25 protein-coding genes are annotated in these 24,011 nt (G+C 70.6%); 14 read left to right on the plus strand and 11 right to left on the minus strand.

What is annotated here, in order from left to right:
• Positions 1 to 151 precede the first annotated feature (151 nt).
• Together ACV7NM_RS12915 and ACV7NM_RS12920 are read left to right on the plus strand one after the other, a co-directional pair.
• Positions 152 to 1,126 (plus strand): glycosyltransferase family 2 protein, encoded by a 975-nt coding sequence (locus tag ACV7NM_RS12915; RefSeq protein ID WP_463410435.1) that lies wholly within the window; start codon positions 152 to 154, stop codon positions 1,124 to 1,126.
• Positions 1,123 to 2,430 carry a polysialyltransferase family glycosyltransferase gene (locus tag ACV7NM_RS12920; protein WP_463410436.1) on the plus strand — a complete coding sequence of 436 codons (1,308 nt, stop codon included), beginning with the start codon at positions 1,123 to 1,125 and terminating at the stop codon, positions 2,428 to 2,430. Before ACV7NM_RS12915 ends, ACV7NM_RS12920 begins: the two co-directional genes overlap by 4 nt.
• 83 nt (positions 2,431 to 2,513) lie before the next feature.
• Here the strand turns inward: ACV7NM_RS12920 and leuE are convergent, their stop codons facing one another.
• Together leuE and ACV7NM_RS12930 are read right to left on the minus strand one after the other, a co-directional pair.
• A complete protein-coding gene (leuE, locus tag ACV7NM_RS12925; RefSeq protein ID WP_463410437.1) occupies positions 2,514 to 3,158 on the minus strand; it encodes a leucine efflux protein LeuE in 645 nt (214 codons plus the stop codon).
• A 71-nt stretch (positions 3,159 to 3,229) separates the two neighbouring features.
• Positions 3,230 to 4,822 carry an acyl-CoA mutase large subunit family protein gene (locus ACV7NM_RS12930; protein ID WP_463410438.1) on the minus strand — a complete coding sequence of 531 codons (1,593 nt, stop codon included), beginning with the start codon at positions 4,820 to 4,822 and terminating at the stop codon, positions 3,230 to 3,232.
• Between the two features lie 160 nt (positions 4,823 to 4,982).
• On the opposite strand from ACV7NM_RS12930, the gene ACV7NM_RS12935 reads away from it, so the two are divergent.
• A complete protein-coding gene (locus ACV7NM_RS12935) occupies positions 4,983 to 5,843 on the plus strand; it encodes a L,D-transpeptidase family protein (RefSeq protein WP_463410439.1) in 861 nt (286 codons plus the stop codon).
• A 202-nt stretch (positions 5,844 to 6,045) separates the two neighbouring features.
• On the opposite strand, the gene ACV7NM_RS12940 is transcribed toward ACV7NM_RS12935, so the two are convergent.
• Both ACV7NM_RS12940 and ACV7NM_RS12945 read right to left on the minus strand, forming a co-directional pair.
• Positions 6,046 to 7,113, minus strand: coding sequence for a hypothetical protein (locus ACV7NM_RS12940; RefSeq protein ID WP_463410440.1), 1,068 nt, complete (start codon positions 7,111 to 7,113; stop codon positions 6,046 to 6,048).
• A complete protein-coding gene (locus tag ACV7NM_RS12945; RefSeq protein ID WP_463413929.1) occupies positions 7,113 to 7,880 on the minus strand; it encodes an RNA polymerase sigma factor in 768 nt (255 codons plus the stop codon). The genes ACV7NM_RS12940 and ACV7NM_RS12945 overlap by 1 nt, the downstream gene beginning before the upstream one ends.
• A 524-nt stretch (positions 7,881 to 8,404) precedes the next feature.
• Between ACV7NM_RS12945 and ACV7NM_RS12950 the strand changes: the two genes are divergently transcribed.
• The 6 genes from ACV7NM_RS12950 to ACV7NM_RS12975 all read left to right on the plus strand — a co-directional run bounded on the left by ACV7NM_RS12950 (position 8,405) and on the right by ACV7NM_RS12975 (position 12,992).
• Positions 8,405 to 8,926, plus strand: coding sequence for a 2-oxo-4-hydroxy-4-carboxy-5-ureidoimidazoline decarboxylase (locus tag ACV7NM_RS12950; protein WP_463410441.1), 522 nt, complete (start codon positions 8,405 to 8,407; stop codon positions 8,924 to 8,926).
• 152 nt (positions 8,927 to 9,078) lie between these two features.
• On the plus strand, positions 9,079 to 9,459 hold the full coding sequence (gene sdhC / locus ACV7NM_RS12955; RefSeq protein WP_463410442.1) for a succinate dehydrogenase, cytochrome b556 subunit: 381 nt from the start codon (positions 9,079 to 9,081) through the stop codon (positions 9,457 to 9,459).
• Positions 9,460 to 9,464: 5 nt separating this feature from the next.
• The gene (locus ACV7NM_RS12960; RefSeq protein ID WP_136217245.1) at positions 9,465 to 9,947 is read left to right on the plus strand and encodes a succinate dehydrogenase hydrophobic membrane anchor subunit; all 483 of its coding nucleotides are present in this window, start codon (positions 9,465 to 9,467) and stop codon (positions 9,945 to 9,947) included.
• 24 nt (positions 9,948 to 9,971) lie between these two features.
• Positions 9,972 to 11,726 carry a succinate dehydrogenase flavoprotein subunit gene (sdhA, locus tag ACV7NM_RS12965; protein WP_463410443.1) on the plus strand — a complete coding sequence of 585 codons (1,755 nt, stop codon included), beginning with the start codon at positions 9,972 to 9,974 and terminating at the stop codon, positions 11,724 to 11,726.
• Positions 11,726 to 12,493 carry a succinate dehydrogenase iron-sulfur subunit gene (locus tag ACV7NM_RS12970; protein WP_463410444.1) on the plus strand — a complete coding sequence of 256 codons (768 nt, stop codon included), beginning with the start codon at positions 11,726 to 11,728 and terminating at the stop codon, positions 12,491 to 12,493. Before sdhA ends, ACV7NM_RS12970 begins: the two co-directional genes overlap by 1 nt.
• Positions 12,494 to 12,785: 292 nt before the next feature.
• Positions 12,786 to 12,992: a hypothetical protein gene (locus ACV7NM_RS12975; protein WP_463410445.1), complete on the plus strand. Its 207-nt coding sequence runs from the start codon at positions 12,786 to 12,788 to the stop codon at positions 12,990 to 12,992.
• Here the strand turns inward: ACV7NM_RS12975 and ACV7NM_RS12980 are convergent.
• Complete coding sequence (locus tag ACV7NM_RS12980) at positions 12,989 to 14,056, minus strand: Scr1 family TA system antitoxin-like transcriptional regulator (protein WP_463410446.1); 1,068 nt, start codon at positions 14,054 to 14,056, stop codon at positions 12,989 to 12,991. The two genes, ACV7NM_RS12975 and ACV7NM_RS12980, sit on opposite strands and share 4 nt — an antisense overlap.
• An 83-nt stretch (positions 14,057 to 14,139) precedes the next feature.
• Between ACV7NM_RS12980 and ACV7NM_RS12985 the strand changes: the two genes are divergently transcribed.
• The 4 genes from ACV7NM_RS12985 to ACV7NM_RS13000 all read left to right on the plus strand — a co-directional run bounded on the left by ACV7NM_RS12985 (position 14,140) and on the right by ACV7NM_RS13000 (position 16,205).
• Entirely contained in the window at positions 14,140 to 14,553 is a 414-nt protein-coding gene (locus ACV7NM_RS12985) for a hypothetical protein (RefSeq protein ID WP_463410447.1), read from the plus strand.
• Between the two features lie 66 nt (positions 14,554 to 14,619).
• A complete protein-coding gene (locus tag ACV7NM_RS12990) occupies positions 14,620 to 15,024 on the plus strand; it encodes a hypothetical protein (protein ID WP_463410448.1) in 405 nt (134 codons plus the stop codon).
• A 6-nt stretch (positions 15,025 to 15,030) separates the two neighbouring features.
• The gene (locus tag ACV7NM_RS12995; protein ID WP_463410449.1) at positions 15,031 to 15,465 is read left to right on the plus strand and encodes a thiol-disulfide oxidoreductase DCC family protein; all 435 of its coding nucleotides are present in this window, start codon (positions 15,031 to 15,033) and stop codon (positions 15,463 to 15,465) included.
• An 11-nt stretch (positions 15,466 to 15,476) separates the two neighbouring features.
• The gene (locus ACV7NM_RS13000; RefSeq protein WP_463410450.1) at positions 15,477 to 16,205 is read left to right on the plus strand and encodes a TetR family transcriptional regulator; all 729 of its coding nucleotides are present in this window, start codon (positions 15,477 to 15,479) and stop codon (positions 16,203 to 16,205) included.
• Positions 16,206 to 16,230: 25 nt separating this feature from the next.
• On the opposite strand, the gene ACV7NM_RS13005 is transcribed toward ACV7NM_RS13000, so the two are convergent.
• The 3 genes from ACV7NM_RS13005 to ACV7NM_RS13015 form a co-directional block, all read right to left on the minus strand.
• Complete coding sequence (locus ACV7NM_RS13005; protein ID WP_463410451.1) at positions 16,231 to 17,787, minus strand: ABC transporter substrate-binding protein; 1,557 nt, start codon at positions 17,785 to 17,787, stop codon at positions 16,231 to 16,233.
• 89 nt (positions 17,788 to 17,876) lie between these two features.
• Positions 17,877 to 19,136, minus strand: coding sequence for a metallophosphoesterase (locus ACV7NM_RS13010; protein ID WP_463410452.1), 1,260 nt, complete (start codon positions 19,134 to 19,136; stop codon positions 17,877 to 17,879).
• On the minus strand, positions 19,133 to 19,378 hold the full coding sequence (locus ACV7NM_RS13015; RefSeq protein WP_136217236.1) for an SCO4848 family membrane protein: 246 nt from the start codon (positions 19,376 to 19,378) through the stop codon (positions 19,133 to 19,135). Before ACV7NM_RS13015 ends, ACV7NM_RS13010 begins: the two co-directional genes overlap by 4 nt.
• 121 nt (positions 19,379 to 19,499) lie before the next feature.
• On the opposite strand from ACV7NM_RS13015, the gene ACV7NM_RS13020 reads away from it, so the two are divergent.
• Positions 19,500 to 20,759 (plus strand): D-alanyl-D-alanine carboxypeptidase family protein, encoded by a 1,260-nt coding sequence (locus ACV7NM_RS13020; RefSeq protein ID WP_463410453.1) that lies wholly within the window; start codon positions 19,500 to 19,502, stop codon positions 20,757 to 20,759.
• Between the two features lie 57 nt (positions 20,760 to 20,816).
• On the opposite strand, the gene ACV7NM_RS13025 is transcribed toward ACV7NM_RS13020, so the two are convergent.
• The 3 genes from ACV7NM_RS13025 to trpS form a co-directional block, all read right to left on the minus strand.
• The gene (locus ACV7NM_RS13025; RefSeq protein ID WP_463410454.1) at positions 20,817 to 21,782 is read right to left on the minus strand and encodes a YihY/virulence factor BrkB family protein; all 966 of its coding nucleotides are present in this window, start codon (positions 21,780 to 21,782) and stop codon (positions 20,817 to 20,819) included.
• Positions 21,783 to 21,948: 166 nt separating this feature from the next.
• Positions 21,949 to 22,533, minus strand: coding sequence for a 2'-5' RNA ligase family protein (locus ACV7NM_RS13030; protein ID WP_463410455.1), 585 nt, complete (start codon positions 22,531 to 22,533; stop codon positions 21,949 to 21,951).
• A 98-nt stretch (positions 22,534 to 22,631) separates the two neighbouring features.
• Complete coding sequence (gene trpS / locus ACV7NM_RS13035) at positions 22,632 to 23,645, minus strand: tryptophan--tRNA ligase (protein WP_136217232.1); 1,014 nt, start codon at positions 23,643 to 23,645, stop codon at positions 22,632 to 22,634.
• Positions 23,646 to 24,011: the final 366 nt, after the last annotated feature.

Consider the following 24,011-nt stretch of genomic DNA (forward strand, 5'->3'; position numbering starts at 1 on the left):
CCGACCGGCCCAACGACCGCGCAACAGCCGGTTAACAACCCGTCACCTCACGCCGAAATCGCCCGGGTTAACACGACCGCCCCACGTCGTTCACATGGAATCCGTATGCGGGCCACGGTGAATGCCGGGCGGGCGTCCTAACGTCACGCGGGTGGTCAAGCTCTCTGTCGTCGTGCCGTTCTACAACGTGCAGACATACGCGCCGGACGCCCTGCGGAGTCTCGAACTGAATGCCCGGGAGGATTTCGAGTTCCTGCTGGTCGACGACTGTTCGACGGACGGGACGGCCGCGTTGCTGGAGCGGGCGGCGGACCGGCTGCCGGGCGCCGTGCACCTCGCTCGGGAGCGGAACGGGGGTCTCGCCACGGCGCGCAACACCGGTCTGGACGCGGCGCGCGGCGAGTACGTGGCCTTCCTGGACGGGGACGACTGGCTCGCCCCCGACCACCTCGCCCGCACGCTGGCCGCGATCGAGGCCCTCGGCTGTGACTTCGTCCGGACCGACCACGTGCAGGTCACGGGCCGGACGCGGGGCGTGCGGAGGGTGCCGTTCGGGCCGCAGGGCGTCGTGGCCGATCCGCGCGCGGGAATCCTGCCGGCCTCGCGCGCGACGGCGGTGGACTATCCGTACGCCTGGGCCGGGATGTACCACCGCCGGCTGTTGGACCGGGGGTTGCTGCATTTCACGGACGGTCTGCGGACCGCGGAGGACCGGCCGTGGATCTGGCGGCTGCACCGGGAGGCGAAATCCTTCGCCGCGGTCGGGACGGCCGGAATCTTCTACAGACGTGGTATTGCCACCTCGTTGACCCGGATCGGTGACGAACGTCAACTCGATTTCATTCCCGCATTCGATCAAGTGCTGTCGGATACGGCCACGGACCGGGAATCGGGAGCACTCCTGCCGAAAGCAGTTCGAACGTATTGCGCGATCATCGCCCACCAGCTCGGTTCCATCGAGAAGTTCGAGCCGGCCGTGGCCCGGAAGCTGCGCACGCTGAGCGCGGCCGCGCTGGCGCGCATGCCCCGGGAGGCGCTCGACCAGGCGTTGGACTCGATGGACGTGGACCGCTCGGCCCGGCTGCGCCGGTTGCGGCGCCGCGCCGCCTCGGGGGCCGCCGCGTGAGCGTCACCCAGATCTTCCTCGCCTCCACGTCCTACGGGACGGCCACCCTGGCGGCGGCCCTCGACGCCGACCGCTTCCCGCCGGCCGCCCGCCGCATCCTGCTGACCAGCAACCACTCCCCCACCCCCGAGGTGAGCCCGGGCCTCACCGCCATGCCCGGCTTCGCCGCGCTGCGCGCCCGCTTCGACGAGGTCATCGACTGGAACGCGGTCGTCGCACCGCAGCACCCGGGGGTGTGGGCGCCGCGCGAGGAGGACGTGCCGATGTGGGAGCGACAGCTCCGCGCGCTGTGGGGGCTCGGGGAGGACCGGGTCGAGCTCGTCGTGGAGTCGCTCCAGGTCCCGCCGGCGCAGAGCCTGTGCCGGCTGTTCCCGGGCGCCGCCGTCGACGTCTACGCCGACGGGCTGATGAGCTACGGGCCCACCCGCTTCCGGCTCGACCCGCAGATCGGGATGCGGGTACGGCGGGTGCTGCACCTGGACCTGGTGCCGGGGCTGGAGCCGCTGCTGCTGACGGAGTTCGGGGTGCGCGGGGAACCGGTGCCCGCCGACAGCTTCCTGAAGGTGATGGCCGAACTCGCCGCGCACGCCCCGCCGGTGCCGGACGTCGGCGAGGCCCCCGCCCTGCTGCTCGGGCAGTACCTGTCGGCACTGGAGCTGATGTCGGCGTCCGAGGAGGAGGACCTGCACGTCGAGATGGTGCGCGGGGCGTACGCCCGGGGCCACCGGGACCTGGTCTTCAAGCCGCACCCGAGCGCCCCGGCACTGTACGCCCGGCGGGCCGGGGCGGAGGCCCACCGGCTGGGGGCGCGGTTGACGGTGCTCGGGGAGCCGGTCCTCGCGGAGACGCTGTACGAGCGGTTGCGGCCGGCGCTGGTGGTGGGGTGTTTCTCGACGGGACTGCTCACGGCCGCCACGCTGTACGGGATCGCGGTCGCACGGACGGGGACGGAGTCCCTCCTGGGCCGCCTGGAGCCGTACCAGAACAGCAACCGCGTCCCGCTGACGCTGGTGGACGCGCTGCTGCCGGAGCTGTCCGGGGCCGGGGAAGCGGCCGTGCCGGACGTGGCCGCCCTGGTCACGGCGGTCGGCTTCACGATGCAGCCGCGCGTCCTCGCGGAGCGGCGCGCGGACGCGCGGGCGTACCTCGCGGGCTCGTCGACCCCGCGGACGCGGCGGTACTTCGCCCGCCGCAGGCTCACGGTGCTGGGACTGCCGGGCGGCGTCCCCGCGCGGGCGGCCTTCCTGGCGCGCAGCCCGCTGCTGCGCCGGGTGGGCCGCCGCGTGCTGCGCCACCTGCGCTGAACCGCGCGCCCACCGGCGACCGGCCCCCGGGGCCCGTAAGCCCGCCGCCCGCCGGCCCGTCAGCCCGTCAGCCCGTCAGCCCGTCAGCCCGTCGCGAGTTTGGCCGCGAAGCCGAGGAAGAGGACGCCCGCCGCCGAGGTCGCGCCCGCCGAGAGCCGCTTGCGGCGGCGGAAGGCCGCCGACAGCCGGGTCCCGGTCAATATCAGCGTCGACAGGTACAGGAAGCTCGCCAGCTGCGACAGCGTCCCCAGCAGCAGGAACGACAGGGCGGGGTAGGCGTAGCCCGGGTCCACGAACTGCACGAAGAACGACAGCAGGAACAAGATCGCCTTCGGGTTGAACAGGCTCACCACCAACGCCCGCCGGTACGGCCGCTCGTCTTGGACCTCGGGCTCGGCCAGGGCCTCCTCCTGCCGGGCCGCCCGGTCGCGCCACATGCCCCACGCCGTCCGCATCATGCCGACCGCGAGCCACGCCAGGTATCCCGCCCCGAGGAACTTGACCAGGGTGAACACCACCGGGCTGGCCTTGAGCAGCGCTCCGGCCCCGGCGGCGGTCAGGAACATGAGGACGGCGTCCCCGGTGAACACCCCGCAGGCGGCCTTGTACCCCTCGCGGACACCCTTGCGGGCCGCGACGGACAGCACGTAGAGGGAGTTCGGTCCCGGCAGGAGGACGATGAGGACGAGGCCGGCGAGATACGTCGGCAGATCGGTGACACCCAGCATGGGAGGGAGTGTCCCACGCGGGTACGACAGGCCGATATCCGTCGGGCGGTGGCTGAAAGCAAGCTCACACGTCAGAACGCATCCGCCGGTACGTACGTGCCCCACACCTCCCGCAGTGCCCCGCACACCTCGCCCACCGTGGCCCGGGCCCGCAGTGCCTCCTTCATCGGGTAGAGCACGTTCGCCGAGGCGTCGGCCGCCGCCGCCCGCAACCCGTCCAGCGCCGCCGTCACCGCCGCCCCGTCGCGCTCCGCGCGCAGCCGCGCCAGCGCCTCGCACTGGCGCGCCTCGATCACCGGGTCCACGCGCAGCGGTTCGTACCGTTCCTCCTCCGCGAGCGCGAACCGGTTGACACCGACCACGACCCGTTCGCCCGCCTCCTGCTCGCGCGCGATGCGGTAGGCGTTCCGCTCGATCTCGCCCTTCTGGAACCCGGCTTCGATCGCGGCGACCGCCCCGCCCAGTTCCTCCACCCGCCGCATGAGCCCGAGCACGGCCGCCTCCAGCTCGTCCGTCATCCGCTCCACCGCGTACGACCCCGCGAAGGGGTCCGCCGTATGTGGCACGTCCGTCTCGTGCGCGAGCACCTGCTGGGTGCGCAGCGCGAGCCGCGCCGACTTGTCCGTGGGCAGGGCGATCGCCTCGTCGAAGGCGTTGGTGTGCAGTGACTGCGTGCCGCCCAGCACCGCGGCAAGCGCCTGCACCGCCACCCGCACGAGGTTCAGCTCGGGCTGCTGCGCGGTCAGCTGGACGCCGGCCGTCTGCGTGTGGAAGCGCAGCATCAGCGACTTCGGGTCGCGGGCGCCGAACTCCTCGCGCATGACCCGGGCCCAGATCCGCCGGGCGGCGCGGAACTTGGCGACCTCCTCCAACAGGGTCGTCCGGGCGACGAAGAAGAAGGACAGCCGGGGGGCGAAGTCGTCGACCGGCATGCCCGCGGCGAGGGCGGTGCGCACGTACGCGATCGCGTCGGCCAGGGTGAAGGCGATCTCCTGCGCGGGCGAGGCCCCGGCCTCCGCCATGTGGTAGCCGGAGATGGAGATGGTGTTCCACTTCGGGATCTCGGCCCGGCAGTAGCGGAAGATGTCCGCCGTCAGCCGCAGCGACGGGCCGGGCGGGAAGATGTAGGTCCCGCGCGCGATGTACTCCTTGAGCACGTCGTTCTGGATCGTCCCGGTGAGCCGGTCGGCCGCGATGCCCTCCTCCTCGGCCACGAGCTGGTACATCAGCAGCAGCAGCGCCGCCGGGGCGTTGATGGTCATGGAGGTCGAGACCCGGTCCAGGGGAATCCCGTGGAAGAGCAGCCGCATGTCCTCGACGGAGTCGATGGCGACGCCGACCTTCCCGACCTCGCCGTGGGCGAGCGGGGCGTCGGAGTCGTGTCCCATCTGCGTCGGCAGGTCGAAGGCCACCGACAGACCGGTGCCGCCGCCCTCGATCAGGGCCCGGTAGCGGGCGTTGGACTCGGCGGCGGTGCCGAAGCCCGCGTACTGGCGCATCGTCCAGGGCCGTCCGGTGTACATCGTGGAATAGACCCCCCGGGTGTAGGGGTAGTCCCCGGGTACCCCCAGGCTGACGGCGGGGTCCCAGTCCGCGAGGGCCTCGGGGCCGTAGACCGGGTCGATGGGGATTCCGCTCTCGGTGCGTGCTGGGGGACGAACCATGACCCACTCCTCCGTGGTGCCGGCCGGCCCGGGGTCACCGCCCGGACCACGCCGTGACGGCCGCTGGTCACAATGGCGCAACATCGCGGGGGCGTCCGCAACTGTCCACGCCCGTCGCGCATCACCTACTTACACATCAGAGAACAAACGGGGGGCCGTCATGCACCGTCAGAAGGCAATAATCCGCACGCTGGGAGTCGCCACCGCCGTCGCGCTCGCCGCGACCGCCTGCGGGCCGCAGAAGTCGGGGGCCGCGGGCTCCCCTTCCCCGGCCTCGTCCGCGCCCACGGCGGTCGCCTCCCCCTCCGCGTCCGCCTCGGACGACGGCAAGGACGCCTCCCCGTCGCCGTCGTCCTCCGCGTCCGTGTCCGCCTCGCAGTCGCCCACCGTCAAGCCGATCATGGCCAACGGTGACGAGAGCGACCAGATCCGCGAGCTCCAGGCGCGGCTGCGCCAGCTCAAGCTGATGTCGGTGGCGCCGACCGGCTTCTACGGTTCGAAGACGACCGCCGCGGTCCGCACCTTCCAGTCCGCTCACGGCTTGGCCGCGACCGGCTCGGTGGACGAGGCGACCTGGAAGAAGATCGAGGGCGCCAGCAAGAAGCCGACCGAGGAAGAGCTGCGCCCGCCGACCACCAACGAGGTGGACGCGCCGGACCCGCGCTGCATGCAAGGCAGGGTGATGTGCATCAGCAAGGAGAGCCGCACCCTCGCCTGGATGATCGACGGCAAGATCGTCTCCACGATGGACGTGCGCTTCGGGTCGGAGAACACGCCGACTCGCGAGGGCGAGTTCAAGGTGGAGTGGAAGGCCAAGGACTGGGTTTCGACGATCTACCACACGCCGATGCCGTACTCGATGTTCTTCAGCGAGGGCCAGGCGGTGCACTACTCGTCGGACTTCGCCGCCCGCGGCTACGCCGGCGCCTCGCACGGTTGTGTGAACGTCCGCGACAAGGGGAAGCTGTCGTCCCTGTTCGATCAGGTCCAGGCCGGCGACAAGGTCGTCGTCTACTGGTGAGACCGGCGACTTCGGCCGAGGTCGGCCGGGTCGAGGTAGAGGGCGCGGGCGGGACCGGGGGAACGTGCCCCGCCCGCGCCGGTTGCGCAGAGCCCAGGGGTACGGGGGGAACCCCGGCTCATGCGCGGCCGATGACCAGTCGGCTCGTTATGTACTGCGCCGACGGGTCGAAAAGTGTTACTGCCAGGCGTGACGGTGTCCGTCAGGCCGGGGTGCGGAAGCGGAGCGAGCCGCCCGGGAGCAGGGTCGGGGCCGGGCGGACGCCTCCCGGCCCGCTGCCGGGAGCGCCCGCGCCGGAGCCGTCAGCGCCGCTTTTGGTGGTGCCGCCGGGCCCGTCGAGCAGGCCCTCGCAGAAGCGCGGGATCTGCGCCACGCTCTTGGCGAGCTTGATCAGCTTCTCCCGGCGGTCGCCGGTGAGCCGGCCCGCGCGGTAGTCGCCGCACAGGTCCTTCCCCTGGAGCCGCAGCTCCTTGTCCTTGTCCGGGTCCTTGCCGCCGCCCTCGGTGGTGCCCGACGCGCCCGACGTGCCGTCGGTGACGGTGTCGTGGCCGCCGGAGCCGCCGCCGGTGCCCGTGTTCGCGGAGCCTGTGCCGGAGGGTCCCGAGGTGAATCCGGGGACGCCCCCGGCATCGGCGCGCCCGCCCGTGCCCGGCACCCGCGAGGCGCCGGGCGAGGCGGACGCGCCGTCCCGGTCCCGCAGCGGGCTCGGCCACAGCGGCGGGGCGGGCGTGGCTCCCGAGGCATCGCCGGAGGGCGCCGGGTCGGCGTCGGCGCTGACCGAGACGGCCGGCCCGGGAGCCGCGGAGTCGTGCGTGGTCGCGTCCAGCAGTCCGCCGGCGGCGGCCGCCAGGCCGCCGACCGCGACGCTCGCCAGTGCGGCCGCGAGCCCCAGGCGCAGGGGTGTGGCCCTCCGCCGCTGCGCCGGTATGCGTACGAGCGGTGCGGGCGAGAGGTCGACCAGGGGTTCGTCGGCGCCTGCTGCCGGGACCCGCTTCGCGAGCGTCGCGCCCTCGGCCCGGATTCCCGCGGCCGGGGCGCCCGTTGCCTGGGCGGCCGTGGCGCGGGCCGCGCGGAAGGCTGCCAGCGCGGCGGCCTCGCCGGGCAGCTCCCGCCCCGCGGGCGCCTGCGGGGCCACTGCCGCGAGTACGGCACGCAACCGCTCCACCTCGGCCCGGGTCTGCTGGTCAGCGTCCGGCCCGACCGGTGGTTCGCCGCACAGCAGTCGCTCCGCCGCGGCTCTGTCCAACCACCTGTTGCGCTCGTCGGCCATCACATGTCCTTCTGCGTCCGCCAACGTGAATGCGTCACACCGGTTTGTTCCACGAGGCCCGCGCCCCGGCCGCGCTGCGCCGGTACGGCGTCGAGATCGCGCACGCCCGCGCCGCTCCGTGGCGGGCTCCCGGCATTATGACCGAAAGGGAGGGCCACCTCGGTGTCCGGCGCCTCCCTGCCGGGGCCGCCACCGTTCCCGTCCACCGTGGCCGCGAGTTCCGCGCCCAGCATCTCCGCGAGTTTCTTCAGTCCCCGATGGGCGGCGGTACGTACGGCGCCGGGCCGCTTGCCGAGCGTCTCGGCGGCGCTCTTCGCGTCGAGACCGACGACCACGCGCAGGACGACGGCCTCGGCCTGGTCCTGCGGGAGCTGCGCTATCAGCGCCATGGTCGAGCTGGTGGAGAGCGCCTCCATCGCCGCGCCGGCGGTGTCGCTGTCGGCGGCGTGGCCGGTGAGTTCGCTGTCGTCCCCGCCGATGGCGGGACGGCGGCCGCGCATGCGGATGTGGTCGAGCGCCCGGTTGCGGGCGATGCGGGCGGCCCAACCGCGGAACCGGTCGGCGTCACCGGTGAAGGAATCGAGATCGCGGGCGATCTGTAGCCAGGCCTCGGACGTGACGTCCTCCGCGTCGCCGTCGCCGACGAGCGTGCGTACGTATCCGAGCAGGCGCGGATGCACGGCGCGGTACACAGTACGGAACGCGTTCTCGTCGCCGTCTTGTGCCGCGAGCACCGCGGCGGTCAGCTCCGCGTCGTCCCCCAGCAAAGTCCCCAACCCGTTCACTGTCCTGTACGTGTGGCGCAAATCCGCACGTTACGGCCTTCAAGCACGTCTCGTCCACGAGTTGTACAACCAGCAACCAACCCTGCGCGGAGCGGGGTGTGACAGAAAACGCATCCGGGGCGCTGACATGAGTACGGGCTTGTCGCACGAGCCCGTATCGGATGGCGGCCGGGGCCTCTCCTGTGGGGGGTGGCGGCCTCGGTCGTCTTCCCCTCTTCCTCCTGGTCATGCATGCCCGGCGTCATCCTTTCGGCTCACTTCCGGGTGAAATCCTCGAATCGGTACGCCACACGCTGCCCGGCATCGCTAGCGTGGCGGTACACCCGCGCCGCGCCCCGAGGAGCCCCCCGCTGTCCAGCCACTTTCCGGCACAGGTCCAAGGGGCCGCCGCGCCCGGACGGGGTCCGGGGAAGAATTGTGGGGCAAGCCCGGGCGCTCCGGTAGCCGGCGGCGACCACGGCCCGGGTCTCTCACGGTTCAACGCCCTGCCCCACGACACGGCGCACATGGCGCTGCTGCACTGCTGCGGAAGTGGACGCTGGGCCCACCGGATGGCCGTCCACCGCCCCTACCCGGACCTCCCCGCGCTGCTGGCCGCGGCCGACGAGGCCTCCTACGACCTCTCCCAGGGCGACCTGACGGGCGCCCTGGCCCGCGAATGCTCGGCGGAACTGGCGCACGGCGCCCCCTACGCCGCGCTCCTCGCACTGGACGCGGCCCGGGCGGAGTACGAGCGGACCTTCGGCCACGCCTTCGTGATCTGCCTGGACGGACATCCACCCGAGGAGCGGGCGGACGCGCTGCTGGCGGCGATCCGGCGGCGGATGGCCCACGAGACGGACGAAGAACGCGCGATCTCCGCGGACGAGCTGCGCCGCCTCGCCCAGGCCCGGCTCGTACGGATGCTGGACCGGTTGCCGACCGGACCGACCGGACCGACCGGACCGCTCCCGACCGCCGGTAAGCCCGGCGGGCCGCCCGACGGCCCGCCCGCCGCCGATTTCGGGCTATTTGCACCCGTGGGGTAGCCCGTCCGTGCCTGTTTGATCACACCGATGGACCCGGCGCAAGGGAACCGACAAAGCGTCGCTACGATGTCCGGGGCCGGTGGACCGTACCCGGCCGGGCCCGACCGACAAAGAAGCCGGCTGGCCCCCGCCCCGCTTCCGGAGGGTTTTCCGTGCCGGCTGGAACGTTGTACCGCGGCCGGGAAGGAATGTGGTCCTGGGTGGCTCATCGAGTCACCGGCGTCCTCATTTTCTTCTTCCTGTTCGTACACGTCCTCGACACCGCTCTCGTCCGCGTCTCCCCCGAGGCGTACGACGGTGTCGTGGCTACCTACAAGACCCCGATCGTCGCGCTGCTGGAGTACGGCCTCGTGGCCGCCATCCTCTTCCACGCGCTCAACGGTCTGCGTGTGATCGCCGTGGACTTCTGGTCCAAGGGCCCGCGTCTCCAGAAGCAGATGCTCTGGACCGTGCTGGTCGTCTGGATCGTGCTGATGGCCGGGGCCGTGTACCCCGTCCTGCACCACGCCTACCTTGAACTGTTCGGGAAGTGACACGCATGTCTTCTGACACTTCTTCCGCCCAGGGCATCGGCGCCGTAGAGGGCGTCTCCCTCTACGACGTCGACAACCCGGCGCCGTACATCGAGGCCCCGCGCAAGCGCACCGGCAAGACGCCGCGCTCGACCCGCGGCAACTTCGAGATGGCCGCGTGGCTGTTCATGCGCCTCTCGGGCATCGTCCTGGTGGTGCTGGTCATCGGCCACCTGATCATCCAGCTGGTGCTGGACGGCGGCGTCTCCAAGATCGGCTTCGCCTTCGTGGCCGGCCGCTGGGCGTCCCCGTTCTGGCAGGTCTGGGACCTGCTGATGCTGTGGCTGGCCATGCTGCACGGCTCCAACGGTCTGCGTACGGTCATCAACGACTACGCGGAGCGCCCGGGCACGCGGCTGTGGCTGAAGGGCCTGCTCTACACCGCCACGGTGTTCACCATCCTTCTGGGCACGCTGGTGATCTTCACCTTCGACCCGAACATCCGCTAGGCACGGGCTGAGGCGAATCGACTCATGAAGATCCACAAGTACGACACCGTCATCGTCGGCGCCGGTGGCGCCGGCATGCGCGCCGCCATCGAGGCGACGAAGCGCAGCCGCACCGCCGTGCTGACGAAGCTCTACCCCACCCGCTCCCACACGGGCGCCGCGCAGGGCGGCATGGCCGCCGCGCTCGCCAACGTCGAGGACGACAACTGGGAGTGGCACACCTTCGACACGGTCAAGGGCGGTGACTACCTGGTCGACCAGGACGCCGCCGAGATCCTGGCGAAGGAGGCCATCGACGCGGTCCTCGACCTGGAGAAGATGGGCCTGCCGTTCAACCGCACCCCGGACGGCACCATCGACCAGCGCCGCTTCGGCGGTCACTCCCGCAACCACGGCGAGGCGCCGGTCCGCCGGTCCTGCTACGCCGCGGACCGCACCGGTCACATGATCCTCCAGACGCTGTACCAGAACTGCGTCAAGGAGGGCGTCGAGTTCTTCAACGAGTTCTACGTCCTGGACCAGCTGCTGGTCGAGGTCGACGGCGTGAAGAAGTCGGCGGGCGTGGTCGCGTACGAGCTCGCCACCGGCGAGATCCACGTGTTCCAGGCGAAGTCCGTGATCTACGCCTCGGGCGGCACCGGCAAGTTCTTCAAGGTGACCTCCAACGCGCACACCCTCACCGGTGACGGCCAGGCGGCCTGCTACCGCCGCGGCCTGCCCCTGGAGGACATGGAGTTCTTCCAGTTCCACCCGACGGGCATCTGGCGCATGGGCATCCTGTTGACGGAGGGCGCCCGCGGTGAGGGCGGCATCCTGCGCAACAAGGACGGCGAGCGCTTCATGGAGAAGTACGCGCCGGTCATGAAGGACCTCGCGTCCCGTGACGTCGTCTCGCGCTCCATCTACACCGAGATCCGTGAGGGCCGCGGCTGCGGTCCCGCCGGTGACCACGTGTACCTGGACCTGACGCACCTTCCGCCGGAGCAGCTCGACGCGAAGCTCCCGGACATCACCGAGTTCGCCCGTACGTACCTCGGCATCGAGCCGTACACGGACCCGATCCCGATCCAGCCCACCGCGCACTACGCCATGGGCGGCATCCCGACCAACGTCGAGGGTGAGGTCCTCGCGGACAACACCACCGTCGTCCCGGGCCTGTACGCGGCCGGCGAGGTCGCCTGCGTCTCCGTGCACGGCGCGAACCGTCTGGGCACCAACTCGCTGCTGGACATCAACGTCTTCGGCAAGCGCTCGGGCATCGCGGCCGCGGCCTACGCCCACGCCAACGACTACGTCGAGCTGCCGGAGAACCCCGCGCAGCAGGTCATCGACCTCGTCGAGCAGCTGCGCAACTCCACGGGCAACGAGCGCGTCGCGGAACTGCGCCTGGAGCTCCAGGAGACGATGGACGCGTGCGTGATGGTGTTCCGTACGGAACAGACCATCAAGACCGCCGTCGAGAAGATCGCGGAGCTGCGCGAGCGCTACAAGAACGTGTCCGTGCAGGACAAGGGCAAGCGCTTCAACACGGACCTGCTGGAAGCCATCGAGCTGGGCAACCTGCTCGACCTGGCCGAGGTCATGGCCGTGTCCGCGCTGGCGCGCAAGGAGTCCCGCGGCGGTCACTACCGCGAGGACTACCCGAACCGCGACGACGTCAACTTCATGCGCCACACCATGGCGTACCGCGAGGTCGGCGCCGACGGTAAGGACAGTGTCCGGCTGGACTACAAGCCCGTCGTCGTCACCCGCTACCAGCCGATGGAGCGTAAGTACTGATGGCCACCCCGACCCTGTCCAAGACGGACGCGATGGAGGCCGCGGCCGCGGCCTCGCCCTTCATCACGGTCACCTTCCGGATCCGCCGCTTCAACCCGGAGATCTCGGAGGAGTCGACCTGGCAGGACTTCCAGGTCGAGATCGACCCGAAGGAGCGCGTGCTCGACGGTCTCCACAAGATCAAGTGGGACCTCGACGGCACGCTGACCTTCCGCCGCTCGTGCGCGCACGGCATCTGCGGCTCCGACGCGATGCGGATCAACGGCAAGAACAGGCTCGCCTGCAAGACGCTGATCAAGGACATCAACCCGGAGAAGCCGATCACCGTCGAGGCCATCAAGGGCCTCACGGTGATGAAGGACCTCGTGGTCGACATGGAGCCCTTCTTCCAGGCGTACCGCGACGTCATGCCGTTCCTGGTGACGACGGGCAACGAGCCGACGCGCGAGCGTTTGCAGTCCGCCGAGGACCGCGAGCGCTTCGACGACACCACCAAGTGCATCCTGTGCGCCGCGTGCACGTCCTCGTGCCCGGTGTTCTGGAACGACGGCCAGTACTTCGGCCCGGCGGCGATCGTCAACGCGCACCGCTTCATCTTCGACTCGCGTGACGAGGCCGGCGAGCAGCGGCTGGAGATCCTGAACGACAAGGACGGCGTGTGGCGCTGCCGCACGACCTTCAACTGCACCGACGCGTGCCCGCGTGGCATCGAGGTCACGAAGGCCATCCAGGAAGTCAAGCGGGCGCTGATCACCCGCCGCTTCTAGTCCTTGACGCACCTCTTGCACCGCTCGGCCCTGGCGGGCCTCCCGGGCTGCGAGGTGCTGCGCCGGACTCCGTCCGGCGGTCTCGGCTGAGGTCGCCGGTCGCCTGAGGCCCCGCACCCGGACATTCGTCCCGGGGGCGGGGCCTTCGCCGTGTCCTCACTCCCAGGAGTGAAGGGCGGCCGGAAGAACCTTTCATCAGACGGAAGGCGCCCCCGGACGGCGGTACCGTCACCGGCGTCGCTTGAACCGGAGCGCCGTCCGCACCCACGCTGAGCGAAGGAGGCACGTCGTCGTGAACCGTAAGCACGAGCGCGTTCACGTCCTGACCGATCCCGTCGAGGGCGAGTACAAGAGCCACCGCATCCACGCCGCAGGCGAGTTGGCGATCCTGCCCGACTCGGTGGGGGCGAAGGTCGCCCTCGACGTGGCCGACCTCCTGGAGGCGGGCCGGCCGGCCAAGAGGCGGCCCGCGCCGTCCGAGCGGAAGCCGGAGGCTTAGGCCGCCGCGAAGTCGGTGAACGCCGCCCAGGCCGAGGGGGTGAGCGTCAGGGCGGGGCGGGCGGTGTCCTTGGAGTCCCGCACGTGCACGGCGGACGGGCAGGCCGCGACCTCGACGCAGTCCCCGCCCGAGCTTCCGCTGTAGCTGCTCTTCTGCCAGGACATGGCCACCTCGACACACTCGCCGCCCGTGCCGTCGCTGTAGCTGCTCTTGAACCATGCCAGTTCGGTCTTCATCGCTCTCCCGGCAGCCGCTCGATCCGCTGCTCCGAAGCCTTGGGGTTCAGCGCCACTCCTCGAATGTTCGCATGCCGTTGAACCATGTCGCTGACCACCAACCGGTCCGAAAAGCACCCAGCTTTGGCCCTGCCCTTCCAAGTAACCCAGCATGCGCCGCTCAGGCGTCTCCGCGATCGTCATGGGCCCCGTCGCCCCCACGACCTCCTCGCATTCGAGCGGGACGAGCTGAATGCATACATGGGAGAGCCTGCCGCAGTCGAGAAGGGGCTGGAGCTGCTCCCGCCAGACCGCATCTCCTCCCACCTTGCGGCGCAAGAATGTCTCCTCCAGCACGAAGCAGAACACCGGGGCTGGTTCCTTGTACAGAAGCGCTTGACGGTCCAAACGCGCAGTCAGCCGACTCTCTGTCTCCGCAGCAGCGACCGGTGGCCAATGGTCCACAAAGACCTGGCGCGCGTACGCCTCGGTCTGGAGCAGGCCGTGCAACACGTGCGTGGAGTACACCCAGAGGCTGACCGCCTTCTTCTCGATCGGCAGGAAGTCACGGAACTGCGGGGCGTACCGCTGTTCCTCCTCCAGGTACGGCACCGCCGCCTTCAGGAGGCCGTCGCCGCCCAGCAGGTCGTCGACCTGCTCGATCGTGCCGGCGTCCATCACCCGCTCGCCCCGCTCGAACGCCCCGATCGTCGACGGCGAGAAGTTGGTGTCGCCGCCCAACTGTTGTCGTGACACCCCCCGTTTCTCACGGAGCGTGAGCATCTGGGCCCCCAGCCCGCGTCGGAGCGCCGACGGCAGGGGTTCACTCGGGTTCACAGGCTCGGACATCGGCTTCACGGCCCCTCACGGATCGCCGTCTGTGACGGCACGACCACTGTTCAGGCTAGCTCCGGCCCGTCACCCTCTGTGTTGTGAACGAGGAAATCTCCCCCCGCGCCTGGACCCCGGACTGGGTTCCCGATTCCGGCTTCCGACTCAGGCTCGCCGGTGTCCACTTCGATGCCGTCCGTATCCAGGGCCAGCTCGGCGAGGAAATCGCCAAGCAGCTGAGCCTGCTCACCGACCACGATCCCGGGCCCATCGTCTACGGACTCAACGGCTTTCGCTGGATGTACTTCCTGCTCCCGCCCGGCACCGCGCGGGAGCGGAGCCGGCCCTCGTACGCCCAGCGGTACACCTCGCGCACCCGGCCCGCCGCCGCCTACGTCGGGGTGCCCGCCGTGTACGGGACGACCTGGCCGCTGGCCTGGCGGTCGCTGCCGACCCCCGAGGCTCCGCACGTCGATCCGGAGTTGCTGGGGAAGGCCATCGAAATGCTGCCTTGAACCTGTTCAAAAAGAGGTCTACAGTCAGCCTCGTCAGCAGTTGAACACGTTCAAAGGGGCTGGGGCATGGACCTCACCGTGGTCGCGTACGTCATCTACCTGGTCATCAGCATCGGGCTCACCGTCTGGGTGGCCCGGACCCTCACCCGCAACGGCCGCATCTTCATAGCCGACGTCCTCCAGGGCAACGAGAAGCTCGCGGACGCCGTGAACCACCTCTTGGTCGTCGGCTTCTACCTGGTGAACATCGGCTTCGTCACCCTGTACCTGCGCTCGGGCGAGACCATCACCGAGGCCAGAGGCCTCTTCGAGGCGCTCTCGGTGAAGCTCGGCGTCGTCCTGCTCGTCCTCGGCGTCATGCACCTCGGCAACGTGTGGGTGCTCAACAAGATGCGCCGGCGCGGCATCATGGAGCGCCGGCAGACCCCGCCGGTGGCTCCCCAGGGGTGGACCGCCCCGGCCGGGGCCTGAACCCCGATGGCCACGCCGACCGCGGAGAACGCGCCGATCCGGTACCTGACCGTCCTCTACGACGCGAACTGCCCGCTGTGCGTGCACATCCGGCACTGGCTCCTCGGGCAGCGGTGGCTCGTACCGCTGCGGCTGGTCCCCGCCGGGTCGTACTCGGCCCGGCAGGCGTTCCCGGGCCTGGACCACGCGGCGACGCTGCGCCAGATCACCGTGGTCGGGGACCGGGGCCAGGTCTGGGCCGACACCGACGCCTTCATCGTCTGCCTGTGGGCCCTGTCCGAGCACCGGCCCAGGGCCGAGTGGCTGGCCACCCCGGCCGGCCGTCCCTTCGCCCGGGCCGCCGTCTACGCCGCCTCCGCCTGGCGGACCGCGCTACGTACCGACGGCGGGGCGGAAGCGGAAGAACCGGCCTGTGACGACCGCTGCGCCGCACCCCGATAGGGTCGTACACCGTGACCGATCAGAAGGCTCCCAAGAGCGAGCAGACCCGCACTCTCATCCTCGAAACCGCCCTCCGCCTGTTCCAGGAACGCGGCTTCGACAAGACGACCATGCGGGCCATCGCCAAGGAGGCGGGGGTTTCGGTCGGCAACGCCTACTACTACTACGCTTCGAAGGAACACCTGGTCCAGGGGTTCTACGACCGGATCTGCGCCGCCCACCAGGCGGCGGTCCGGCCGATCCTGGACAACGAGAGCGACTTGCAAAAGCGCCTCGCGGGCGTCCTGACGACCTGGCTGGACATCGCGGCGCCGTACCACGAGTTCGCCTCGCAGTTCTTCAAGAACGCGGCCGACCCGGAGAGCCCGCTCAGCCCCTTCTCGCCCGAATCGGAGCCCGCCCGCGAGGCGGCCATCGACATGCACCGGGAGGTGCTCGCGGGTGCGAAGACCAAGGTGCCGGAGGAACTGGCCGACGCACTGCCCGAGCTGATGTGGCTCTCGCAGATGGGACTCGTCCTGTACTGGGTATTCGACCGCTCGCCCGACAGCGAGAAGACCCGCCGCCTCGCCGAACGAGGCGCGCAGCTCACCACCCGGGGCATCGTCCTCGCCCGGTTCCGAGTGCTGCGGCCGCTGGTGCGGGAGGTCCACGAACTCTTCGCGGACTTCCTGCCGGGCATGGCCCAGACGGCGGTATCCCGCAAGAAGCGCGCCTCCGACCCCTACCCCGAGAGGTAGTCCCAGTGGCCGGAGGCGGTTCGCCCTAGAGCCAGTTGAGTTCCGACAGGCGCCATACGCCCGTGCCGTCGGAGAGGTACTGCGCTCCGCCGACGGTCTCGCGGGACATCACGTAGTCCTTCTTCTGCCAGATCGGCAGGATCGGGATCTGCTGGGCGACCAGTTTCTGGAGCTCGCGGAAGTCGGTGGCCGCCTCGCCTCGGTCCGAGTGTCCCCGGGTGCGGGCGATCAGGTCGTCCACGGTCTTGTCGGAGAAGCCGTTGTTCATGCTGGAGCCGGTGGCGACGAGCGGCGCGAGGAAGTTGTCCGCGTCCGGGAAGTCGGCGATCCACCCCAGGGTGTAGACGTCGAAGTCGCCCGCCGCGTACTGCTTCTGGTAGTCCTGGAACGCGTCGACGGCCTTGATCTTCACCTGGAACAGGCCGGTGTCCGTGAGCTGCTTGGCGATCGCGTCGGCTTCCTCCAGGTTGGCGCCGCGCCGGTTGACCCCGAGGGTCATCGATACGGGAGCGGTGATCCCGGCGTCCTTGAGGATCTTCTTCGCGGTCGCCTCGTCGGGCTTGGGGTAGGTGTCGAAGAACGGCGTGCTGTGGCCGGCCACTCCGGCCGGGACCAGGGAGTAGAGCGGGGTGACCGTGCCCTTGTGGATCTCGGCGGCCAGCTTGGAGCGGTCCAGGACCGCCGCGATCGCCTGGCGTACGGCGGGCTTGGCCATGGTCGATCCGGGCCGGACGTTGAAGATCATGATGCGGGTCTCGGTGCCGCCGGAGACCTGGTAGCGGGTGTCCGTCAGGCCCGGGCCGAGGCCCGCGAGCACCTCGGGCGGCATGTCGCGGTGGGCGACGTCGATCTTCCGGTCCGTCCAGGCCCGGTTGAGTTCGGCGGAGCCCTTGAAGTACCGGACGGAGATGGCCGCGAGGGCCGGTTTGGCCTGGCCCTTGTACGTCGGATTGGGCATGAGGTCGGCGCTGGTGCCGGCCTCGTACCCGGTGAGGGTGAAGGGGCCCGAGCCGTCGACCTTGGTTCCCTCGCGCAGGGCCTTGGCCGGGTAGACGTCCTTGTCGACGATCGAGGCCGCACCCGTCGCGATCTTGAAGGGGAAGGTGGCGTCGGGGGCCGAGAGGTTGAAGGTGACGGTGCGGCCGCTCGCCTTGACCGACTCCAGCGTGTCGAAGAGCGAGGCCGGACCCTGGTCCGCCTTGATCGCCTTGATCCGGTCGAAGGAGAACTTCACGTCGTCGGCGGTGACCGCGCGCCCGTTGGAGAACTTCACCTCGGGACGGAGTTGGCACTGGTACGTCGTGAGCTTCTGCCCCACGAACGCGCACTCGGAGGCGGCGTCCGGGACCGGCGTGTCCGAGCCGGGCTTGATGGTCAGCAGCGACTGGTAGACGTTGCTGAACAGGGCCCAGGAGCCGGCGTCGTACGCCCCGGCCGGATCGAGGCTGGAGACGGAGTCGCTCGTGCCGACCCTGATGGCGCCACGGCCCTCGCCGTCGGGGAGCAGTTGCCACGCCGCGACGCCACCGCCCGCCGCGAGGACGAGGCCGGCGGCGATGACCTTCAGTCGGGCAGAACGCATCTCCCTGACCCCACTATCCACAATAGGCACTCCGATTATCGGTCAGCCAATCACGGAATATCAGCCACCGGAAGGCCCGTTATGCCTGCTCAGGCCTGGTATGAGGCCAGTTCGACCACAGTGATGTCCGACGGCGCACCGACCCGGACGGGCGGCCCCCAGGCACCCGCTCCCCGCGACACGTACAGCTGCGTGTCCCCGTAGCGCTCCAGTCCGGCGACGGTCGGGTTGGCGAGTTCCGCGATGTAGTTGCCGGGCCAGAGCTGGCCACCGTGGGTGTGCCCGGACAACTGGAGGTCCACGCCGTGCCGGACGGCGTCGTGGATGACGATCGGTTGGTGCGCCAGGAGCACGGCGGTCCGGGAACGGTCGCGGTCGCCGAGGGCCTTTTGGAAGTCGGGGCCGTGGCCCTCGCTCTTGCCCTGGACGTCGTTGACGCCGGCGAGGTCGAAGTACGGCAGGGCGCGGCGGGCGTTCTCCAAGGGCTCGATGCCGAGTTCTCGGACGTGGTCGACCCACTGCTGAGCGCCCGAGAAGTACTCGTGGTTCCCGGTGACGAAGAAGGAGCCGTGCCGGGCCCTGAGCCCGCGCAGGGGCTCGGCGGCCGGGCCGAGGTCGTGCACGGTGCCGTCGACGAGGTCGCCGACGATGGCGATGAGGTCGGGCTGGGTGCGGTTGACGGTGTCGACGATCCGGGTGGTGTGGGCCCGGCCGAGGATCGGACCGAGGTGGATGTCGCTGACGACGGCGATCCGGAAACCGTGCGCGGCGCGGGGCAACCGGGCCAGGGGCACCTGCACGCGCTTGACGCGGGGGCCGCGCAGGACCCCGTGCGTGCCGACGCCCACGGTGCCGAGTGCCGCGGCGGCGGCGGCCCCGCCGACGGTTCGGGCGACGAACAGCCGCCGGGTGAGGTCCGCGGGGGTGACGGGCGGAGGGCCGCCGGCCGTCGCCGGCGCCGGGGAGGAGGACGCCGGGGCCGGGGAAGCCGGTGCGGCGGCGGTCGCGGGCACCGGCAGGGGTTCCCGCGCGGCGGACCGGCGGAGCCAGACCCGGCGCACCGGCTCGGCGACCAGCATCGCCATCGTCAGGTACAGCAGCACCGCGAGCCACATGAACCCCGGCCAGGCCACCAGCCGCTGGAGCCAGAACGGCGCACCCACGTGCCCCGACACCAGCGCCGCGACCGCGAGCACGGGCAGGACGAACGCCAAGGCGGTGCCCGCGCGGCGCGCCGGTCCACCCGGTCGGGTGGTGTCACGGACCAGCCGGGCCCACAGCCACCGGTGTACGAGGGCCAACAGGAGCAGTACCGCGAGCGCGGCCACCGCGAGGACGAATACGGTCATCGTGACTCACGCCGCAGCGCCCGCACCCCGCGCAACCCGATCACTCCAACGGCCGTCCCCAGGAGAAAGGACGTGACCGCGAGGAGAAGGTGGACCCAGAAGTACGCCGTAGGGTCACCGGCCGCGTCGAAGGACAGGCCGCTCCCGTTCTTCCACAAATTCCGGACGAAGGTCACCCAGATGAACCAGCTCCACACTCCGAAGGCGAGCAGGAACCAGGAGGCGGCGCGGCTGAGTTTCATGCCCTCAGTATCGGTTTCGCCCTCGGGACGGACGCGCCGGGGTGGGCTGTACCGGCGGTGGTTGCGGCGGGTTGACCTGCCGGCGGCTGCGGGCAGCCCATCGGGATGTACGTTCACCTGCGTGTCTGCCAAGAAGACCGCGCTGACGGTCCTTTCCGCCGCGCTGCTGGTCCCCGCGATGCTCGCCGCCCCCGCACACGCCGACCCGGCCGCGCCGTCGACGCTGCCGGTGGACGGGAAGGGCAAGCCCCGCAAGGCGCCCCCGCCGCCCTCGTCGATGTCCAGCGTCGGCGGCGCCGCGCTCGGTCAGCCCGGCACCCAGGTGAGCCTGCTGCCCGGGGCGCCGGCCCTGCCGGCGAACCTCACGGGGCGGTCGTGGATCGTCGCGGACGCCGACACCGGCGAGGTGCTGGCCGCGCACAACCCGCACTGGCGGCTGCCGCCGGCCTCCACCATGAAGATGCTGTTCGCGGACACGGTGCTGCCGAGCCTCCCCAAGGACCAGGTGCACAGGGTGACCGAGCAGGAGATGGCCGATGTCGGCGCGGGCAGCAGCCTGGTCGGGGTCAAGGAGGACACCGAGTACACCGTCCACGACCTGTGGCTCGGTGTCTTCCTGCGGTCGGGCAACGACGCGGTGCACGTGCTGTCGGCCATGAACGGCGGCGTCGAGAAAACCGTCAAGGACATGCAGGCGCACGCCGAGGAGCTCCAGGCCCTCGACACGCACGTGGTCTCCCCCGACGGGTACGACGCCCCCGGTCAGGTGTCGAGCGCGTACGACCTCACCCTCATCGCCCGCTCCGGACTGCAGAAGCAGGACTTCCGGGAGTACTGCGGCACGGCCAGCGCCCAGTTCCCCGGCAGACAGGAATCGGGCAAGCCGCGTGACTTCTTCGAGATCCAGAACACCAACCGGCTGATGACGGGCGCGGGCGGCATCTCCCCGTACAAGGGCATCGCCGGGGTGAAGAACGGCAACACCAGCATGGCCGGCGCGACCTTCACCGGGGCGGCGCAGCGCGGGAACAAGAAGCTGCTGGTCACGGTGATGAACCCGGACGCCGGCGGGATCAATTCGGTGTACGAGGAGACGGCCGAGCTCTTCGACTGGGGCTTCGCGGCGGCCGGGAAGGTCAAGCCGATCGGTGAGCTGGTACCGCCGAAGAGCGCGGACACCAAGTCGAAGGGTGCTCCTGCCCAGTCGCACGAGCAGAGCCAGGCGGCGGCGGGCGGCGACCCCCGCGACAACGGTCTGGGGACCGCGCTGGGCATCGCGGGCGGGGCGCTGGCCGCGCTGGCGGGCGGCGCGTTCGCCTTCAACCGGCGGTGGCCGTCGGCGCGGCGGGGGCGGCGGTCGACGGACGAGGACCTCGTGTAGGGACTGCGGGGCGGTGACGGCAGGGCGGGTCGCCATCACGCCGCTGTCAGGCCGTCGTCAGGCCGCCCCCGCGTGCTCGTCGCGCGTGTCGCCCTTCTCGGCCGTCCCGCCGGCGGCGGCCTTCTCCTCCGTCCAGGCGTCGGTCGCGGCGTCGGTCACGGCCTTCTCGTCCGGCCCGTCGTCGGCGGCCGTCCACGCGGCGCAGAACAGCAGCAGCTTCGCCGTGAGGTTGATCCAGAGCAGCAGGGCGATCGGCACGCCGAAGGCCCCGTACATGCTCTTTCCGGCGATCTCGCGGATGTAGCCGCTGAGCAGCAGCTTCAGCAGCTCGAATCCGGCCGCGCCGATGAGCGCCGCCTGGACAAGCCGGCCGCGGCGCGGTTCGACGCCGGGGAGCAGTGTCAGGAGGTAGAGCAGCAACAGGAAGGCGGCCAGGACGCCGACCAGGAAGGCACCCGCACGCAGGACGACGCCGCCCGCGCCGTGCTGGGGGACGCCGAGCAGCTCGCCGAACTTGCCTACCGCGCTCGACCCGATGATCGAGGCGGCGGCCGAGGCCAGTCCGGCGCCGCCGAGTCCGAACAGGACGAGCGCGTCCTTGCCCTTGCGGACGATGGGGTTGCCCTGGTCCTCGTCGTCCTTGTCCCAGACGGCACGCAGGCAGTCCCGCATCGAGCCGACCCAGCCGATGCCGGTGAAGAGCAGCAGGCCGCCCGCCACGAGTCCGACGGTGCCCGCGTTCGCGACGAGGGCGTTGAGGTCGAGCTGGTCGGAGATGCCGGGGACCTGTTGGGCGAGGGTCTTCTGGAGGCGGTCCAGCTGCTCCTGGCTGAGGAGTCCCGCGCCGATGGCGGCGGCCACGGTGATCAGCGGGAAGAGCGCGAGGAAGCTGATGAAGGTGATCGCGGCGGCGAGCCGGGACCAGTGGACGCGGTCGAGCCGCTCGTACGAACGCCAGGCGTGCGTCCGCATCAGGGCTGCCACCAGCGGCCCGATCACCGGGATCTTCGTCAGCCAGTCCATGGGGTCCCCGTAAATGGGATGCCGGAAATATCCGGGATTGCATCGATTTGGTACTACGGTCGTCGTTTGTGACTTTTCGCCAGGTGCCCTCGATGCGGCGTCCGTTTCACGACCTGGTCCTACGGAGGATCAGGTTCCGCACGCTCCAGGCCCTGCGGCCCCTCCGTCAGGAGCGCCGTATGACCGCCTCGTTCGCCGGGGAGCCCTGCGCCGGGAAGCCCGCAGGGCCGGGGCCGAAAGGGTATTCGCGCAGCTTCCGCCAGACGCCGTCCGAGCCCTGCTCGTAGAGCGCGAACCCCCCGCACAGCCACTCGGCCGAGTAGTCCGCGAGCGTGGCGAACGCCACGTCCATCTCTTCCTCGGAGATCCCGTGGGCGACGGTGACGTGCGGGTGGTACGGGAAGGCCAGCTGCCGGTCGAGCGGCCCCTCCGGGTCGCGGAGCCGACCCTGGAGGCGGGTGCAGCCGGAGCCGCCCTCCACCACCTTGACGAAGACGACCGGCGAGAGCGGACGGAAGGTTCCCGTGCCCTCCAGCCGCATCGCGAAGGCGCGGAAGCCGGCCGCGACCTCGGCGAGGTGCGCCCGGATCGCCGGGAGCCGGTCCGCTTCCACCTCGGTGGGCGGGACGAGGGTGACGTGCGTGGGGATGCCGTGCGCGGCGGAGTCCCCGAAGCCCGCGCGCAGCTCCTGGAGTCGGCTGCCGTACGGCTCCGGGACCGCGATCGAAACGCCGAGCGTTACGGTCCCCACGTCTGTCTCCTCCGTCTGTCGCTTCCGTCTGTCACCGAAGGGGTGGTGCCGCCTCAGTGTGGCGGCACCACCCCTTCGACCGCCAGGGCTCCCGCCGGTCAGTGCTTGGCGGGCAGGAAACCGAGCCGCTCATACGCCTGGGCCAGGGTCTCGGCGGCGACCGCGCGGGCCTTCTCCGCGCCCTTGGCCAGGATGGAGTCCAGCGTCTCCGGGTCGTCCAGGTATTCCTGGGTGCGCTGCCGGAACGGTGTTACGAAGTCGACCATCGCCCCGGCGAGGTCGGTCTTGAGCGCGCCGTAGCCCTTGCCCTCGTACGCGGCCTCCAGCGCGGGGATCGACTCGCCCGTGAGGGTGGAGTAGATCGTGAGCAGGTTGCTGACGCCGGGCTTGTTCGCCGTGTCGAAGCGGATCTCGGCCTCGGTGTCGGTGACCGCGCTCTTGATCTTCTTCTCGGTGACCTTGGGCTCGTCGAGGAGGTTGATCAGGCCCTTGGGGGACGAGGCGGACTTCGACATCTTGATCGTCGGGTCCTGGAGGTCGTAGATCTTCGCGACCTCCTTGACGATGTGCGCGGAGGGGAGCGTGAAGGTCTGACCGAACCGCTGGTTGAAGCGCTCGGCCAGGTCACGCGTGAGCTCGATGTGCTGGCGCTGGTCCTCGCCGACGGGGACGGAGTTCGCCTGGTAGAGCAGGATGTCCGCGACCTGGAGGATGGGGTACGTGAACAGGCCGACGGTGGCGTTGTTGACGCCGCCCTTGGCGGACTTGTCCTTGAACTGGGTCATCCGGCTGGCCTCGCCGAAGCCGGTGATGCAGTTCATGACCCAGCCGAGCTGCGCGTGCTCGGGGACGTGGCTCTGGATGAAGAGCGTGCAGCGCTCGGGGTCCAGGCCGGCGGCGAGCAGCTGGGCGGCGGAGAGCCGGGTGTTCGCGCGGAGGTCCTTCGGATCCTGCGGCATGGTGATCGCGTGCAGGTCGACGACCATGTAGAAGGCGTCGTGCGTCTCCTGCAGGGCGACGTACTGGCGGATGGCTCCGAGGTAGTTCCCGAGGTGGAACGAACCGGAGGTGGGCTGGATGCCGGAGAGCGCGCGAGGACGATCAGAAGCCATGGCTTCATTCTCTCAGGTGTGACGGCGGGCTCGGGCCCTCCGCCGGCCGGAACCTTCCGGGTCGCGCCGCCGATCCCGGGCCCCCACCGCGATACCGGGCGGTAGCGCCCCGACCGGATCTTGCCCCGGCCGAGCGACCGCTTTCCGGCCTCCGCCCCACCCCGGGGGCCGGTGTCCGGCGGCACCGCCTGCCGTCCGGCCGAACCAATTCACTCGCCGGCGACTGAGGCGCGGGGCCGGGCAAACCCAGCCTCGCCGGCGATTGAGGCGCGGGCCCGGGCCGAGCCCGGTGTCCGGCCGCGCCGCCCGCCGTCCCGCAGGGCCGGGCAAACCCAGCCTCGCCGGCGATTGAGGCGCGGGTTCGGG

Source organism: Streptomyces sp. Tek67B01 (assembly GCF_055231995.1).

Coding starts and splice junctions, on each gene's coding strand:
- ACV7NM_RS12960 (WP_136217245.1), top strand. CDS start 9,465: ATGTCTTCTGACACTTCTTCCGCCCAGGGCATCGGCGCCGTAGAGGGC.
- ACV7NM_RS13025 (WP_463410454.1), bottom strand. CDS start 21,782: ATGGACTGGCTGACGAAGATCCCGGTGATCGGGCCGCTGGTGGCAGCC.
- ACV7NM_RS12970 (WP_463410444.1), top strand. CDS start 11,726: ATGGCCACCCCGACCCTGTCCAAGACGGACGCGATGGAGGCCGCGGCC.
- ACV7NM_RS12995 (WP_463410449.1), top strand. CDS start 15,031: ATGGCCACGCCGACCGCGGAGAACGCGCCGATCCGGTACCTGACCGTC.
- leuE (WP_463410437.1), bottom strand. CDS start 3,158: ATGCTGGGTGTCACCGATCTGCCGACGTATCTCGCCGGCCTCGTCCTC.
- ACV7NM_RS12930 (WP_463410438.1), bottom strand. CDS start 4,822: ATGGTTCGTCCCCCAGCACGCACCGAGAGCGGAATCCCCATCGACCCG.
- ACV7NM_RS12940 (WP_463410440.1), bottom strand. CDS start 7,113: ATGGCCGACGAGCGCAACAGGTGGTTGGACAGAGCCGCGGCGGAGCGA.
- ACV7NM_RS13015 (WP_136217236.1), bottom strand. CDS start 19,378: ATGAAACTCAGCCGCGCCGCCTCCTGGTTCCTGCTCGCCTTCGGAGTG.
- ACV7NM_RS13010 (WP_463410452.1), bottom strand. CDS start 19,136: ATGACCGTATTCGTCCTCGCGGTGGCCGCGCTCGCGGTACTGCTCCTG.
- ACV7NM_RS12935 (WP_463410439.1), top strand. CDS start 4,983: ATGCACCGTCAGAAGGCAATAATCCGCACGCTGGGAGTCGCCACCGCC.
- ACV7NM_RS13005 (WP_463410451.1), bottom strand. CDS start 17,787: ATGCGTTCTGCCCGACTGAAGGTCATCGCCGCCGGCCTCGTCCTCGCG.
- ACV7NM_RS12980 (WP_463410446.1), bottom strand. CDS start 14,056: ATGTCCGAGCCTGTGAACCCGAGTGAACCCCTGCCGTCGGCGCTCCGA.
- trpS (WP_136217232.1), bottom strand. CDS start 23,645: ATGGCTTCTGATCGTCCTCGCGCGCTCTCCGGCATCCAGCCCACCTCC.
- sdhA (WP_463410443.1), top strand. CDS start 9,972: ATGAAGATCCACAAGTACGACACCGTCATCGTCGGCGCCGGTGGCGCC.
- ACV7NM_RS12990 (WP_463410448.1), top strand. CDS start 14,620: ATGGACCTCACCGTGGTCGCGTACGTCATCTACCTGGTCATCAGCATC.
- ACV7NM_RS12950 (WP_463410441.1), top strand. CDS start 8,405: ATGGCGCTGCTGCACTGCTGCGGAAGTGGACGCTGGGCCCACCGGATG.